Annotated in this window: 16 protein-coding genes and 1 pseudogene; 9 read left to right on the top strand and 8 right to left on the bottom strand. The window is 66.4% G+C overall.

Features of this window, described 5'->3' with window-relative positions:
- Positions 1-62 precede the first annotated feature (62 nt).
- Positions 63-1,487, top strand: coding sequence for a hypothetical protein (locus A9X01_RS29790; RefSeq protein WP_155772011.1), 1,425 nt, complete (start codon positions 63-65; stop codon positions 1,485-1,487).
- 19 nt (positions 1,488-1,506) lie between these two features.
- Here the strand turns inward: A9X01_RS29790 and ltp2 are convergent, their stop codons facing one another.
- The 6 genes from ltp2 to A9X01_RS09610 are packed head-to-tail and all read right to left on the bottom strand — an operon-like array spanning position 1,507 to position 7,438.
- Entirely contained in the window at positions 1,507-2,664 is a 1,158-nt protein-coding gene (gene ltp2, locus A9X01_RS09585; RefSeq protein WP_065120543.1) for a 17-hydroxy-3-oxo-4-pregnene-20-carboxyl-CoA lyase, read from the bottom strand.
- Positions 2,664-3,065, bottom strand: a complete 402-nt coding sequence (locus A9X01_RS09590; protein ID WP_065120544.1) for a MaoC family dehydratase — start codon at positions 3,063-3,065, stop codon at positions 2,664-2,666. The genes ltp2 and A9X01_RS09590 overlap by 1 nt, the downstream gene beginning before the upstream one ends.
- Positions 3,062-4,015: a bifunctional MaoC family dehydratase N-terminal/OB-fold nucleic acid binding domain-containing protein gene (locus tag A9X01_RS09595; protein ID WP_065120545.1), complete on the bottom strand. Its 954-nt coding sequence runs from the start codon at positions 4,013-4,015 to the stop codon at positions 3,062-3,064. Before A9X01_RS09595 ends, A9X01_RS09590 begins: the two co-directional genes overlap by 4 nt.
- On the bottom strand, positions 4,012-5,175 hold the full coding sequence (gene fadE29 / locus A9X01_RS09600; RefSeq protein WP_065036166.1) for an acyl-CoA dehydrogenase FadE29: 1,164 nt from the start codon (positions 5,173-5,175) through the stop codon (positions 4,012-4,014). The genes A9X01_RS09595 and fadE29 overlap by 4 nt, the downstream gene beginning before the upstream one ends.
- Positions 5,175-6,179 carry an acyl-CoA dehydrogenase family protein gene (locus A9X01_RS09605; protein ID WP_065120554.1) on the bottom strand — a complete coding sequence of 335 codons (1,005 nt, stop codon included), beginning with the start codon at positions 6,177-6,179 and terminating at the stop codon, positions 5,175-5,177. Before A9X01_RS09605 ends, fadE29 begins: the two co-directional genes overlap by 1 nt.
- Before the next feature lie 5 nt (positions 6,180-6,184).
- Positions 6,185-7,438, bottom strand: a complete 1,254-nt coding sequence (locus A9X01_RS09610) for a cytochrome P450 (RefSeq protein WP_065120546.1) — start codon at positions 7,436-7,438, stop codon at positions 6,185-6,187.
- A 170-nt stretch (positions 7,439-7,608) separates the two neighbouring features.
- Here A9X01_RS09610 and A9X01_RS09615 point away from each other — a divergent pair, with 170 nt between their 5' ends.
- From A9X01_RS09615 to A9X01_RS09625, 4 genes are read left to right on the top strand one after another with little or no spacing between them, the layout of a single operon-like run.
- Positions 7,609-8,772: a steroid 3-ketoacyl-CoA thiolase gene (locus A9X01_RS09615; protein WP_065120547.1), complete on the top strand. Its 1,164-nt coding sequence runs from the start codon at positions 7,609-7,611 to the stop codon at positions 8,770-8,772.
- Positions 8,773-8,779: 7 nt separating this feature from the next.
- Positions 8,780-8,929 (top strand): hypothetical protein, encoded by a 150-nt coding sequence (locus A9X01_RS29795; protein WP_155772012.1) that lies wholly within the window; start codon positions 8,780-8,782, stop codon positions 8,927-8,929.
- A gap of 8 nt (positions 8,930-8,937) precedes the next feature.
- Positions 8,938-9,390, top strand: a complete 453-nt coding sequence (locus tag A9X01_RS09620) for a nitroreductase family deazaflavin-dependent oxidoreductase (RefSeq protein ID WP_065120548.1) — start codon at positions 8,938-8,940, stop codon at positions 9,388-9,390.
- Positions 9,391-9,400: 10 nt separating this feature from the next.
- Positions 9,401-10,630 carry a class I SAM-dependent methyltransferase gene (locus A9X01_RS09625; RefSeq protein ID WP_065120549.1) on the top strand — a complete coding sequence of 410 codons (1,230 nt, stop codon included), beginning with the start codon at positions 9,401-9,403 and terminating at the stop codon, positions 10,628-10,630.
- A gap of 4 nt (positions 10,631-10,634) precedes the next feature.
- Here A9X01_RS09625 and A9X01_RS09630 read toward each other — a convergent pair whose 3' ends face one another.
- Entirely contained in the window at positions 10,635-11,555 is a 921-nt protein-coding gene (locus A9X01_RS09630) for an SDR family oxidoreductase (RefSeq protein ID WP_065120550.1), read from the bottom strand.
- A gap of 14 nt (positions 11,556-11,569) precedes the next feature.
- Positions 11,570-12,355 carry an SDR family oxidoreductase gene (locus tag A9X01_RS09635; protein ID WP_436405251.1) on the bottom strand — a complete coding sequence of 262 codons (786 nt, stop codon included), beginning with the start codon at positions 12,353-12,355 and terminating at the stop codon, positions 11,570-11,572.
- Between the two features lie 65 nt (positions 12,356-12,420).
- Here A9X01_RS09635 and echA20 point away from each other — a divergent pair, with 65 nt between their 5' ends.
- The 4 genes and pseudogenes from echA20 to ipdC form a co-directional block, all read left to right on the top strand.
- A complete protein-coding gene (gene echA20, locus A9X01_RS09640; protein WP_065120551.1) occupies positions 12,421-13,179 on the top strand; it encodes a (7aS)-7a-methyl-1,5-dioxo-2,3,5,6,7,7a-hexahydro-1H-indene-carboxyl-CoA hydrolase in 759 nt (252 codons plus the stop codon).
- Entirely contained in the window at positions 13,179-14,060 is an 882-nt protein-coding gene (gene ipdA, locus A9X01_RS09645; protein WP_065120552.1) for a cholesterol ring-cleaving hydrolase subunit IpdA, read from the top strand. The genes echA20 and ipdA overlap by 1 nt, the downstream gene beginning before the upstream one ends.
- On the top strand, positions 14,057-14,803 hold the full coding sequence (gene ipdB / locus A9X01_RS09650) for a cholesterol ring-cleaving hydrolase subunit IpdB (protein WP_065120553.1): 747 nt from the start codon (positions 14,057-14,059) through the stop codon (positions 14,801-14,803). The genes ipdA and ipdB overlap by 4 nt, the downstream gene beginning before the upstream one ends.
- Positions 14,800-15,308: pseudogene (gene ipdC / locus A9X01_RS09655) on the top strand ((3aS,4S,5R,7aS)-5-hydroxy-7a-methyl-1-oxo-octahydro-1H-indene-4-carboxyl-CoA dehydrogenase); the annotation flags it as partial. The gene ipdB and the pseudogene ipdC, both read left to right, overlap by 4 nt.

A 15,308-nucleotide genomic window follows, 5' to 3' on the forward strand; every position in this document is an offset into this window, starting at 1 on the left:
GGTTTGGTAGGTGCCCTCGTGGGTGAGCAGAGTGACGGTCCGCGTCGGTAGGGGCGGCTCGAGTGTTAGCGGGCGGAACCGGCGGGCAAGGCGGGGCCGGATTGGCCACCGGCCCGGACGGCGGCGCGGGCGGTGCTGGTGGCGTGGGTGGTGCCGGAGGTCTTCTGCAGGGAACCGGCGGTGCTGGGGGAAGCGGTGGAGCCGGCGGTCAGGGTGCAGCTGGCGGCTTTGGCGCCGCCGGCGGCGCCGGTGGTCAAGGTGGAGCCGGCGGGGTCGGCGGAGCTGGTGGCTTGATCGGCGCAGGTGGTGACGGTGGATTCGGCGGCGCGGGTGGAGGCGGCGGGACGGCCGGTTTCGGCAGTGTCGGCGGAGCGGGCGGCGCCGGCGGCGACGGTGCACATGGTGGAGCGGCCGCGCTGATCGGGACGGGTGGCGCCGGCGGGTCCGGTGGAGTCGGCGGATTCGGCGGATTCAGCGTGGCCACCGCCGGGGCCGGCGGCACCGGCGGTGCCGGTGCTAGTGGTGGGACGGGTGGCCAACTGTTCGGCAACGGCGGCGCGGGCGGCCACGGCGGAGCGGGTGGGGTAGGTGGCGCGAACTCCGGTGCGGTGAACCTTCGCGGTGGAGACGGCGGGACGGGCGGGGCCGGCGGGGCAGGCGGATCCGCTGGGCTGATCGGTGACGGCGGGGCCGGAGGCTTTGGCGGACACGGCGGGGACGGCGGCAGTCCGTCAGGCGAACGGAGCGGCAACGGCGGCGACGGCGGGGCCAGCGCCCATGGGGGCCGCGGTGGGCTCCTGATCGGCAACGGTGGCGCCGGCGGCAACGGCGGCCATGGCGGCGACGCCGGCACGGCTGGGTCCACCGTGGACACCAGTAGGGGTGACGCCGGCAACGGCGGCGACGGCGGCATCGGTTCTAATGGCGGCGCGGCGGGACTGTTGTTCGGTCACGGTGGGGCGGGTGGCAGCGGCGGTGCCGGCGGTGACGGCGGCTTCGCCCACTCCAGCATCTTGTCGATCCCCGGCGGAGTCGGCGGACAGGGCGGCCACGGCGCGGCCGGAGGCGACGGCGGCGCAGGTGCGCTGCTGTTCGGCAACGGCGGCGCCGGCGGCCACGGGGGCGGCGGTGGCCAGGGCGGCGCGGCTGAGGCGTCCAATCCGGGGAACCCAACCGACCCAGTCGCACACGGCGGCAACGGCGGCAACGGTGGCGGTGGCGGAAACGCAGGCACGGCCGGACTGCTGGGCAATGGAGGCGCCGGCGGAAACGCTGCAAGCGGTGGCAAGGGCGGCGAAATCATCGGTGATATCGGAGCGGGCATCGCCGGCAGCGACGGAACCGGCAACGCCGGCGGTGCCGGGGGCGATGCCAAGTTAATCGGCCACGGAGGGTCCGGAGGGGCCGCTACCAACGGCCTTTCGGGCGGCACCGGCGGCGCGGGCGGTCTGATCTTCGGCCAGCGCGGAGCCGACGGCCCCGCCTAAGTCTTACCGTCTGCTGCGGCTAGCCCAGGATCAGCCCGGACGTCGGTACACCCGTGCCCGCGGTCACCAGCACGTGCTCGACATCGGGCACGGGGTTCACCGAGGTACCGCGCAATTGCCTTACACCCTCGGCGATTCCGTTCATGCCGTGGATGTAGGCCTCACCGAGCTGCCCGCCATGAGTGTTGATCGGCAGCCGCCCACCCACCTCGATCGCGCCGTCGGCGACAAAGTCCTTCGCCTCACCGCGACCGCAGAAACCCAACTCCTCCAACTGAATCAGCGTGAACGGCGTGAAGTGGTCATAGAGCACCGCGGTCTGGATATCGGCCGGTGACAGCCCCGACTGCGCCCAAAGCTGTTGTCCCACCAGACCCATCTCGGGCAACCCGAGCTCGGGCCGGTAGTAGCTGACCATCGTGTACTGGTCGGGACTGGACCCCTGCGCCGCCGCCTCGATGACGGCCGGGCGCTGCTTGAGGTCCCGAGCCCGCTCCACGGACGTCACCACGATCGCCACCGCACCGTCGGTCTCCTGGCAGCAGTCCAGCAGCCGTAACGGCTCGGCGATCCATCGCGAATTCTGGTGATCCTCAATGGTTATCGGCTTCTCGTAGAAGTAGGCCTTGGGGTTCTTCGCGGCATGCTTGCGGTCAGCCACCGACACCGCGCCGAAGTCCCGGCTCGACGCCCCGGACCAGTGCATGTAGCGCCGGGCGATCATCGCCACCTGCGCGGCGGGCGTCGAGAGCCCATGCGGATAGGAGAACGAGTTGTCCACCCCGGTCGAGTCGGCGTTCTCGGTCAGCCGGGTCTGCACCTGACCGAACCGCATCCCGGATCGCTCATTGAACGCCCGGTAGGCCACCACCACGTCGGCCACCCCGGTGGCGACCGCAATTGCGGCCTGCTGCACCGTCGCACACGCCGCGCCGCCGCCGTAGTGGATCTTGGAGAAGAACTTCAGGTCACCGATCCCGGCGGCACGCGCCACCGCGATCTCGGTGTTGGTGTCCATGGTGAAGGTGGTCAGCCCGTCGACATCGGCCGGCGTCAACCCGGCGTCGTCCAACGCGTCCCGCACCGCTTCGGCGGCCAGCCGCAGCTCGCTGCGGCCGGAGTTCTTCGAGAAGTCGGTGGCACCGATCCCGACGATGGCGGCCTTCCCCGACAGCACTACGAACCCCCAAGAGTCAATGTCACCGTAGCGATAACGTGATTGCCAAGGCTGTTGGCACCCAACACTTTCACTGTGATCACGCCGTCCTCCACCGCGGCTACTTCACCGGAGAAAGTCACCGTGTCGTAGGCGTACCAGGGCACGCCGAGCCGCAGCCCGATCGACTTGATCAGCGCCGACGGACCCGCCCAGTCGGTGATGTAGCGCTGCACCAGCCCGGTGTCGGTCAGGATGTTGACAAAGATGTCCTTAGAACCCTTCGCGACAGCCTTGTCCCGATCGTGGTGCACATCCTGAAAGTCCCTGGTAGCCAGGGCCGTCGAGATGATGAAGGTCGGGTCGCCGTACAACTTCAACTCGGGCAGCTGCAGGCCAACCTCTATCGCAGGTGCGCTCATGCGTCCGGCTCCCAGGCATAGAGGGTCCACTCCGGCCCGGAGTCACCGGCCGGGAAATCGATATACGTTGCGCGCACCGGCATTCCGATCTCGACGGCAGCCGGGTCGACGCCCCGGAGTTCGCCGAGCATCCGCACACCCTCCTCAAGTTCCACCAGGGCGATCACGAACGGCAGTGTGCGGCCCGGCACCTTGGGCGCATGGTGCACCACGAAGCTGAACACCGTGCCGCGACCGCTGGCCACCTCATATTCGATGGGTGCCGCGGGATCCTGCCAGATCGCCGGCACCGGCGGGTGCTGCAACTGGTCGTCGGCAAGCTTCTGGATCCTCAACTCGTGGGCGTTGACCCCTTCCCAGAAGAAGGCGGTGTCGCGCGACGATGCGGGACGCATCATGGCGTCGGCATCCAGGTCCTCCGGCACCGCAGCACCCGACGACGACGTGGCCGGCTTGAATTTAAGGATGCGCCAGTTCATTTCGGCTACATCTTCATCTCCGACCCGCCACACGGTGTGCTGGTTGATGAAGAAGCCCTCACCCAGCGCGGTCTGCTTGGGGCCCACCACATCGCCCATCTCGGAGCTGATGCTGACTTGTTCACCCGGGCGCAGATAGCGGTGGTAGGTCTGTTCGCAGTTGGTGGCGACCACACCGATGTACCCGTTGGAGTCGAACAGCTCCATCATCGGGCCCATCGGGTCGTCGTCCGGCCGTGCGCCGTGCAAACCGAACATGGTCCACACCTGAATCATTGCCGGCGGAGCCACCAGCCCGGGGTGCCCGACGGCACGGGCCGCCTCTTCGTCGACGTAGATCGGGTTGCGGTCGCCGATGGCTTCCACCCAGTTGTTGATCATCGGCTGGTTCACCGGATCGCGTGCCAGGCGCGGCTTCCCGCCACCGGCCGCGACGATCTCTTCTATTTTTCCGCGAAGTTCGTCGCTCATCGAGGCACCCTCGGCACCTTCAGGCCGGCGGCCGCGATCATCTCGCGCATGACTTCGTTGACGCCCCCGCCGAAGGTGATCACCAGGTTGCGCTTGGTCTGGGAGTCCAGCCACTCGAGCAGCTCGGCGGTTTCAGGCTCGGCCGGGTTGCCGTACTTGCCGACGATCTCCTCGGCGAGCCGACCGATGTACTGAATCTTTTCGGTGCCAAAGACTTTCGTCGACGCCGCGTCGGCCACATTGATGTCCTCGCCGGCGGCGGCGACCTGCCAGTTGAGTAACTCGTTGATCCGCCACATCGAATAGATCTCACCGAGCGCCCGTTTGACGTCCTGGTGATCGATCGGGGTGACGCCGTCGCCTCCGGGCTTGGACGCCCACGCGTGCACCCGGTCGTAGATGCCGGCGGTGCGCCCGGCCGGCCCGAGCATCACCCGCTCGTTGTTGAGCTGAGTGGTGATCAGCCGCCAGCCGCCGTTCTCCTCCCCCACCAGCATGTCGGCCGGCACCCGCACGTCGTTGTAGTACGTGGCGTTGGTGTGGTGGGCACCGTCGGACAGGATGATCGGCGTCCAGGAGTAACCGGGGTCCTTGGTGTCGACGATCAGAATCGAAATACCTTTGTGCTTCACGGCTTCGGGGTCGGTGCGGCAGGCCAGCCAGATGTAGTCGGCATCGTGCGCGCCGGTGGTGAAGATCTTCTGCCCGTTGACGATGTACTCGTCGCCGTGCCGGACCGCCGTCGTCCGCAGTGATGCCAGGTCGGTGCCCGCATCCGGTTCGGTATAGCCGATCGCAAAGTGCACCTCACCGGCCAGAATCGCCGGCAGGAACTTCTTCTTCTGCAACTCGCTGCCGAACTGCTGCAGCACCGGACCTACCGTCTGCAGCGTGACCGCGGGCAGTGGTACGTCGGCCCGGTGCGCCTCGTTGACGAAGATCGACTGCTCGATCGGCCCAAATCCCAGACCGCCGTACTCCTTTGGCCACCCGACACCGAGCTTGCCGTCTTTGCCCATCCGGCGGATCACCGCGCGATAGGCCTCGTTGTGACGGTCCTGCTCCATCGCCTTCGCCTCATCGGACGAAATCAGATTCGAGAAGTATTCCCGTAGCTCCGCCTGCAGCTGACGCTGCTCCGGAGTCAAGTCGATGAACATCAGACTCCCACCAAATCGAGACGATGCGAGGGCCCACCCAACAGCCGGGTCAGGTCCTTGATCGTGGAGTAGTACCGGTGCATCGGATAGGTGACATCCATGCCCATCCCGCCGTGCAGGTGGTGACAGATCTGCATCACCGGCGGCGCCTGCGACGCCAGCCAGTATCCGAGTACGTCCAGGTCGGAGTCGGCATCCCGGCCCTCGGCCAGCTTCCAGATCACCGCTTTGGCCACCAAATTGATTGTGCGCGACGCGATGTAGACCTCGGCCAACTGCGCCGCGACCGTCTGGAATGTCGACAGCGGCTTGCCGAACTGCTTGCGGTTGGCGACATAGTCCGCGGTCAGGCGCAGCGCCCCGGCCACCAGTCCGTCCGCGTAGGCCCCGATCATGGCCAGCGCCAACTGATTCACCCGAGCCGGTGAAGCACCGGCCAGAACGTCCGACTCCGCGACCGCGACGCCGTCGAATGTGACCGAGTACTCGTCGGAACCGTTCGACGTCGGCGTTCGGACCAGTTGCACACCATCGGCTTTCGGAGACACCATCACCACCGCAGTGTCGGCCGTCACCAGCATCCAGTCCGCGGCTTCGGCGTACCCGACGCCGACCTTCACGCCCGACAACCGGCCGGCACTGAACGTCACCGCGGGCCGATCCGGCAGCGCCCGGCCGGGCTCGTTGAGCGCCGCGGTGATCACCCCGCCGTTGGCGACCCCGGCCAGGAAACGGTCCTGTTGCTCGTCGGACGCCAGGTCGAGCAACGGCACCACACCGAAACCGAGGGTGGCCAGCGCCTCGGTGATGGCACCATGCCGCCCGACCTCGGTCAGCACCGTGCCCACTTCCGAAAGCCCCACCCCGTCACCGCCGAGGCGTTCGGGCACCGCCAGCGCCGCAACACCCCCGTCGGCCAAGGCTTTCCAGGTCAGGTCGCGCTGCATGACCGACGTGACGACGTCGGCGACGGCCTCCTGCTCTGCGGAGAGATCGAAGTTCATCGTGATCAGTGCGCCACCGGGCACTTGCCGGTGTAGTCGACCTGCCAGTGCTTGATGCCGTTCAGCCACCCCGACCGCAACCGTTCGGGCTTGGACAGCGGCTTGAGGTCCGGCATGTGGTCGGCGACGGCGTTGAAGATCAGGTTGATCGTCATCCGCGCGAGGTTCGCGCCAATGCAGTAGTGCGCCCCGGTGCCGCCAAAACCGACGTGCGGGTTGGGGTTTCGCAGGATGTTGAACGTGTACGGATCCTCGAAGACCTCTTCGTCGAAGTTGGCCGAGCGGTAGAACATGATCACCCGCTGCCCCTTCTTGATCTTGACGCCGGACAGTTCGTAGTCCTCGAGCGCCGTGCGCTGGAAGCAGGTGACCGGCGTCGCCCAGCGGACGATCTCGTCAGCGGCTGTTTCCGGGCGCTCCTTCTTGTACAGCTCCCACTGGTCCGGGAAGTCGGCGAAGGCCATCATGCCCTGCGTGATGGAGTTGCGGGTGGTTTCGTTGCCGGCCACCGCCAACATCACCACGAAGAAACCGAATTCGTCATCGGAAAGCTTCTCGCCGTCGATGTCGGCCTCGATCAGCTGGGTGACGATGTCGTCGCCGGGGTTCTTCGCCCGTTCTTCGGCCATCTTCATCGCGTAGCCGATCAGCTCCGCCGAGGACATCTTCGGGTCGATGTGCGCGTACTCCGGGTCGTCGGTGCCGGTCATCTCGTTCGACCACTCGAACAACTTGCCGCGATCCTCCTGCGGTACCCCGAGCAGACCGGCGATCGCCTGTAGCGGCAGCTCGGCAGAGACCTGCTCGACGAAGTCGCCGGTGCCCGCCGCTAGTGCCTCCTGGGCGATCTTCTGCGCACGCTCGTGCAGTTCGTCCTGCAGGCGTCCCACCGCGCGCGGCGTGAAACCGCGGGAGATGATCTTGCGCAACCGGGTGTGGTGCGGCGCATCCATGTTCAGCATCACAAACCGCTGCACCTCGATGTCCTCGCGCGCGATGTCGTTGTTGAACCGCGGGATCACACCGTTCTCGTAGCTGGAGAAGACGTCACTGCGGCGCGACACCTCCTTGACATCGTTGAGCTTGGTGATCGCCCAGTAGCCGCCGTCGGGGAACCCGCCGCAATTCTTCGGGTCCTGCTCGTTCCACCACACCGGAGCGGTCGCCCGCACCTCAGCAAACTCTTCGACCGGAATACGCTCGGTGTAGATGTCGGGGTCGGTGAAATCGAACTTCGGGGGAAGATTGGGGCTGGGCACGCTAGTTCTCCTAACTACAGTCTCCAGTGACTGGGTTGCGTCTCACGATCCCAGGACACTAGCTGTCCTAGTGATGCTCTGATGCCAGTAAAACATGCCTCCACCGCAGACAAAAGGCGTCGAAGCATCCTCGCTTGTCATAGTAATGAAACGTGTTCTAGCCTGGCCCCATGGGTAACCCGGTAATCGTCGAAGCCACTCGCAGCCCGATCGGTAAGCGCAACGGCTGGCTATCCGGTCTGCATGCGACCGAGCTGCTCGGCGCGGTGCAGAAGGCGCTGGTGGAAAAGGCCGGTATTGACGCCGGCGATGTCGAACAGGTCATCGGCGGCTGCGTCACGCAGTTCGGCGAGCAGTCCAACAACATCACCCGGGTGAGCTGGCTGGTGGCCGGGCTGCCGGAGCATGTCGGCGCCGCGACGGTGGACTGCCAGTGCGGCAGCGGCCAGCAAGCCAACGGCCTGGTCGCCGGTCTGATCGCATCGGGTGCCATCGACATCGGCATCGCATGCGGCATCGAGGCGATGAGCCGGGTCGGGCTCGGCGCCAACGCCGGTCCCGACCGCAGCATCCTGCGGCCCGCGTCGTGGGACATCGACCTGCCCGACCAGTTCACCGCCGCCGAGCGGATCGCGAAGCGACGCGGCATCACCCGCGATGAGATCGACGAGTTCGGCTACGCCTCCCAGGCCAAGGCGAAGCAGGCCTGGACCGAGGGCCGCTTCGACCGGGAGATCTCCCCGATCGAGGCGCCGGTGCTGGACGAGAACAAGCAGCCGACGGCCGAGCGCGCGCCCGTGCACCGCGACCAGGGTCTGCGCGACACCACGCTGTCGGGCCTGAGCCAACTCAAGCCGGTGCTCGAGGGCGGCATCCACACCGCCGGCACGTCGTCCCAGATTTCCGACGGTGCCGCGGCGGTGCTGTGGATGGACGAGGACAAGGCCAAGGCGCTGGGCCTGCGGCCGCGGGCCCGGATCGTCAGTCAGGTGCTCGTCGGCGCCGAGCCGTACTACCACCTCGACGGTCCCGTCCAGTCCACCGCGAAGGTGCTGGAGAAGGCGGGCATGAAGATCGGCGACATCGACATCGTCGAGATCAACGAGGCGTTCGCTTCGGTGGTGCTGTCCTGGGCACGGGTGCACGAGCCCGACATGGACCGCGTCAACGTCAACGGCGGCGCCATCGCGTTGGGACACCCGGTGGGCAGCACCGGCAGCCGGCTGATCACCACCGCCCTGCACGAACTGGAGCGCACCGACAAGAGCACGGCACTGATCACCATGTGCGCTGGCGGCGCCCTGTCGACGGGCACCATCATCGAGCGCATCTAGCCGCTCGGTGCTGGTTCCCGACGAGAGCCGCATCGACGGCGGCCGGCGCGCAGCGGCGCGCGGCACCGAAACGTTCGTGATCCCGGCCGATGGCCCCACCGGCAGGGCCGAGATCCACCACATCGACGCTCGTTTCAAGCCGTTCATTCAACATTAGGATCGCCCATGCCGAAGTCCCGACCGCGGTTCCTGAATTCGAGGTCCAGCGACCACTTCATCAAGTGGATGTCGCGGGCCAACACCTGGATATACCGGCGCAGCAACGGCAAGCTCGGCGGCACGATTCAGAAGGCCCCCGTCGCGTTGCTGACCACCACCGGCCGCAAGAGCGGTGAACCGCGGGTGAGTCCGTTGATCTACGTCCGCGACGGCGACCGTGTCGTGGTGCCCGCGTCGCGGGGCGGCTCCGACAAACACCCGCTGTGGTACCTGAACCTGAAAGCCAACCCCAAAGTCTCGGTGCAGATTCGCGACGAGGTGTTGCAGCTGCGGGCGCGCGATGCCACTGCCGAAGAGCGGGAACGGTACTGGCCCCAGTTGGCCGCTGTATATCCGCCGCTCGACGACTACAAGACGTGGACCGAACGGGAGATACCGCTCGTCGTCTGCGACCCCTAATATTTGCCGCATGACCGATCGGCTGAACGACGTCGTCTCTGCCCAATACGAGAAGTGGACCTACCCCGAACCGATTCAGGACATCGAGGAATGGCTCACTTCCTCATGGCAGTGGCTTGACCCGAGCCATGCGCACGGGATCTTCTGGCCCGACCGGGAATACCGTCCGGGCCTGGACATCCTGATCGCCGGCTGCGGCAGCAACCAGGCCGCGATCGTCGCCCACACCAACCCCACCGCCAGGGTCGTCGCCATCGATGTCAGCCAGCGTTCGCTGGATCACGAGCAGTACCTCAAAGACCGGCACGGATTGACGAATCTGGAGCTGCACCGGCTCCCGATCGAGGAAGTGTCAACGCTCGGGCTGGATTTCGACCTGATCATGTCGACCGGGGTGCTGCATCACCTCGCTGATCCCGACATCGGAATGAAAGCGCTCGCAAAGTGCCTGCGGCCGGGCGGCGCCGTCGGGCTGATGCTCTACGCGCGCTACGGCCGCTATGGAGTTGAGTTGCTGCAGTCGGTATTTCGCGACCTCGGGTTGCAGCAGGACGATGACGGCATCCGCATCGTGAAGGAAACCATCTCGATGCTGGACCCCAAGCACCCCTTCCTGATCTACCGTGATTCGGCGCCCGACCTGTATTACGATGCCGGACTGGTCGATACGTGTTTGCACGGCCGCGACCGCAGCTACACCACAGGCGACTGCATCGACCTCGTCGAATCGGCCGGACTGGTGTTTCAGCGATGGTTCCACAACGCGCCGTACTACCCGCACGACATCGACAACCTGTCATCGCCGGCAACCGAGTTCTACCAGATCATGACCGCGCTACCCGAAGTGAAGATGTGGTCGGTGCTGGAACGGCTCAGGACGGCCAATTCCTGCCACTTCTTCATCGCTGCCCACCCGGATCGGCCCCGGGAAAGCTACGCCATCGACTTCGCGTCGCCGCAAGCCCTCGACTATGTCCCGCTGATGCGCTTCAGCTGCAACCTGAACGGCGCCGAGATTCACCGACCGCACTGGGACATGACCCTCAATGCCGCCGAATTGCCGTTCGTGCAGAACGTCAACGGCCAGCGCACCATCCGGGAGATCGCCGCCGTCGTGGCCAACGGCGAAACCGACACGTTCAAGCTCGAGCTCTACGAGAACTTCGCCCGCGGATTGTTCCGGTCGTTGTGGCGGCTCGACTTCGTGGAGATGAGCCTGGCGGCGGTGCGTCCGTCTTAGCTGCCTAAGAACCCGCCCCGTACACCGGGACCGGCGTCCGCGCCTTGGCCAGCAGGTCGGTGACGACGGGTCCCAGCTCGGCGGGATCCCATCGTGCGCCCTTGTCGATCTGCGGTCCGTGCGCCCAACCTTCGGCCACCCGGATCAGGCCGGCCTCGACTTCGAACACCTTGCCGGTGACTTCGCGCGATTCGACGCTGCCCAACCACACGACCAGCGGCGAGACATTCTCCGGCGCCATCGCGTCGAACCCGCCGTCCTCGGGCGCGGCCATGGTTTCGGCGAACACCGCCTCGGTCATCCTGGTCCGCGCCGCCGGCGCGATCGCGTTGACCGTGATCCCGTAGCGACCGAGTTCCGCGGCGCCGACCAAGGTCAGCGCGGCAATACCGGCCTTGGCGGCGGAGTAGTTGCCCTGGCCGACGCTGCCCTGCAGGCCGGCCCCCGAGCTGGTGTTGATGATGCGGGCATTCAGCTCGTCGGGACCGACGGTGCCGGACTTGATCTGCCGGCGCCAGTAACCCGCGGCGTGCCGCAGCGTGGCGAAGTGCCCCTTCAGGTGCACACGGATGACGGCGTCCCACTCACTTTCGCTGGTATTGGCCAACATTCGGTCTCGGATGAAACCGGCGTTGTTCACCAGCACATCCAGGCCACCGAAGGTGTCGACGGCCGTATCGATCAGGTTCTGCGCACCCGTCCAGTCCGCGACGTCGTCACCGTTCGCGACAGCCTCACCCCCGGCCGCGACGATCTCGTCGACCACCTGCTGCGCGGGGCTTTCGCCGGCGGATCCGTCCAGGCCCACACCAATGTCGTTGACCACCACGCGCGCGCCCTCGGCAGCGAAGGCCAGCGCGTGCGCGCGGCCGATACCCCGACCCGCTCCGGTGACGATGACCACCCGGCCGTCAACCAAACCCATATTCTCCGTCTCCTCTACTTGACTGCGCTCGCGTTCGTCGTGGCCAGATAGTGCGGCGGTTCGCCGCCACCATGGACCTCCAACGATGCGCCGCTGATGTAAGACGCCGCATCGGACGCCAAAAACGCTGCCGCCCAACCAACGTCGCGCGGATAGGCCAATCGGCCCAGTGGGACATTCTTCGAGATCGCGGCAATCGACTCGGCGTCGCCGTAGAACAGGTCGGCCTGCTCGGTTTCGACCATGCCCACCACACACGCGTTGACCCGGACCTTCGGCCCCCATTCCACCGCCAGCGTCTGGGTCAGGCTTTCCAAGCCTGCCTTCGCCGCCCCGTACGCCGCGGTGCCCGGGCTCGGACGCCGGCCGGACAGACTGCAGATGTTGACGATCGAACCACCGCCCGGCTGGCCCTGCATCTTGTCATTGGCGTATTGCGAAACAAGCAGCCCGCCAATCAGATTGAGCTCGATGATCTTGCGGTTGAATTTTGGGCTGGACTCCGCGGTCAGCACGTAGGGCGAGCCCCCGGCATTGTTGACGACCACGTCGAGCCGGCCGTGCCGCTCGACGATCGCGTCGACGAGCGCCGCGACGGCCTCTTCATCGCGGACGTCGCAGGAGTGGAATTCATGCGGAAACCCTTCGACCGCGCGTCGCGCGCAGGCCACCACCGTGGCGCCCTGCTCGGCGAAGACCGCGCTGATACCTGCGCCGACGCCCCGAACTCCGCCCGTTATCAACGCCACTCGCCCGGCCAGACCGAAATTGATGCCGGTGGCTGATTGCGGGATGGTCACTGTGCTAGCGTACCAAGCAAGTGCTTGCTTAGGTAACTGACCCAGCAGACCCAGCAGGAAGTGCCATGACCATCACCACCACCAGCCCCGAGAAGGGCATAGTCGCGGTCACCGTCGACTACCCGCCCGTCAACGCCATCCCGTCGCAGGGATGGTTCGAACTCGCCGACGCGATCACGGCAGCCGGCCGCGACCAGGAGACCCACGCGGTGATCCTGCGGGCGGAGGGGCGCGGCTTCAACGCCGGCGTCGACATCAAAGAGATGCAGCGCACCGAAGGGTTCACCGCCCTGATCGACGCCAATCGCGGGTGTTTCGCGGCGTTCCGTGCGGTGTACGAATGCGCGGTGCCGGTGATCACCGCGGTGAACGGCTTCTGCGTCGGCGGTGGCATCGGGCTGGTGGGCAACTCGGATGTCATCGTCGCCTCGGATGACGCCGTCTTCGGCCTGCCGGAAGTGGAGCGCGGCGCGCTCGGTGCGGCCACCCACCTGTCCCGCCTGGTGCCGCAGCACATGATGCGCCGGCTGTTCTTCACCGCAGCGACGGTGGACGCCGCCACCCTGCATCACTTCGGATCGGTGCACGAGGTGGTGCCGCGCGACCAGCTCGACGAAGCCGCACTGAAGGTGGCCCGCGACATCGCCGCCAAGGACACTCGCGTCATCCGGGCCGCCAAAGAAGCGCTCAACCTCATCGACGTGCAACGGGTCAACTCGAGTTACCGCATGGAACAAGGCTTTACCTTCGAGCTCAACCTCGCCGGGGTCGCCGACGAGCACCGGGACGCGTTCGCGGGGACGGCGAAAGGCAAGCAGTCATAGTGTCCGACAAACGCACCACTCTCGATGACGCCGTCGCCCAGGTCGAAAGCGGCATGACCATCGGTATTGCCGGGTGGGGGTCCCGGCGCAAGCCGATGGCCTTCGTCCGCGCGCTGCTACGCACCGATGTCACCGACCTGACCGTGGTCACCTACGGCGGCCCGGATTTGGGGCTGCTGTGCTCGGCCGGCAAGGTCAAGCGGGTCTACTACGGGTTCGTCTCGCTGGACTCCCCGCCGTTCTACGACCCGTGGTTCGCCAAGGCCCGCACAACGGGTGCCATCGAAGCCCGGGAGATGGACGAGGGCATGCTGCGTTGCGGCCTGCAGGCGGCGGCACAACGGTTGCCGTTCCTACCGATTCGCGCCGGACTCGGCAGCTCGGTGCTGGACTTCTGGGAGGGCGAGCTGCAGACCGTCACTTCGCCCTATCCCACGGACGGCGGTTACGAGAAGCTGATCGCGATGCCGGCGCTGCGTCTCGATGCCGCGTTCGCGCACCTGAATCTTGGTGACAGTCAAGGCAATGCGGCCTACACCGGTATCGACCCCTACTTCGACGACCTGTTCCTGATGGCCGCTGACAAACGTTTCCTGTCGGTGGAGCGCATCGTCGACACCGAGGAACTGGTCAAGTCGGTGCCACCACAGGCGTTGTTGGTCAACCGGATGATGGTCGACGCGGTGGTGGAGGCACCGGGGGGTGCTCACTTCACCACCGCTGCACCGGATTACGGTCGCGATGAGAAGTTCCAACGGCACTACGCCGAGGCCGCGTCGACGGAAGAGGGCTGGCAGCAGTTCGTGACGACCTACCTTTCGGGCAGCGAAGACGACTACCAGGCGGCGGTCAAGGCGTTCGGTGAGGAGGCCGCGAAATGACCGCCACCCGTGCCGAGGTGTGCGTCGTCGCGTGCGCCGAGTTGTTCAGGGACGCGGGCGAAATCATGATCAGCCCGATGACCAACATGGTGTCGGTCGGTGCTCGGCTGGCACGTCTGACGTTCTCCCCCGACATCTTGCTGACCGACGGCGAGGCACGTTTGCTCGCGGACACCCCACCCATGGGCAAGACGGGAGCGATCGAGGGCTGGATGCCGTTCGGGCGGGTCTTCGAGACCCTGGCCTGGGGCAGGCGCCACGTGGTGATGGGCGCCAATCAGGTTGACCGCTACGGCAATCAGAACATCTCGGCGTTCGGGCCGCTGCAGCAACCGACCCGGCAGATGTTCGGTGTTCGCGGCTCGCCCGGCAACACCATCAACCATGCGACCAGCTATTGGGTGGGTAACCATTCCAAGCGGGTCTTCACCGAGCAGGTCGACATCATCTCAGGCATCGGTTACGACAAGATCGACCCGGACAATCCGGCGTTCCGGTTCGTCAACGTCTACCGCGTGGTGTCCAACCTCGGGGTGTTCGACTTCGGCGGCCCGGACCGCACCATGCGCGCGGTGAGCCTGCACCCGGGCGTCACCCCTGCTGACGTTCGGGAAGCCACCTCGTTCGAGATACACGGCCTCGACGAGGCCGGTGAATCCCGGCAGCCAACCGAGGACGAGCTGCGCCTGATCCGCGAAGTCATCGATCCAAAGGCCCTGCGCGACAGGGAGATAAGGTCTTGAGGCTCAAGACACCGCTGACCGAGCTGGTCGGAATCGAGCACCCGGTGGTGCAGACCGGAATGGGCTGGGTCGCCGGTGCCCGGTTGGTGTCGGCCACCGCCAATGCCGGCGGACTGGGCATCCTGGCGTCGGCCACCATGACGCTGGATGAACTGGCAACCGCAATCGGCAAAGTCAAGGCCGCCACCGACAAACCATTCGGGGTGAACATCCGCGCCGACGCGGCGGACGCGGGCGATCGCGTCGAACTGATGATCCGCGAGGGCGTCAAGGTGGCGTCGTTTGCCTTGGCGCCCAAGCAGGAGCTGATCGCCCGCCTCAAAGAAGCTGGGGCGGTGGTAGTTCCGTCTATCGGAGCGGCCAAGCATGCCCGCAAGGTGGCGGCCTGGGGGGCCGACGCGATGATCGTGCAGGGCGGCGAGGGCGGCGGCCACACCGGGCCCGTCGCCACCACACTGTTGCTGCCGTCCGTGCTGGACGCGGTCCAGGGCACCGGCATCCCGGT

Source organism: Mycobacterium asiaticum, assembly GCF_001668675.1.
GTDB lineage: Bacteria > Actinomycetota > Actinomycetes > Mycobacteriales > Mycobacteriaceae > Mycobacterium > Mycobacterium asiaticum_D.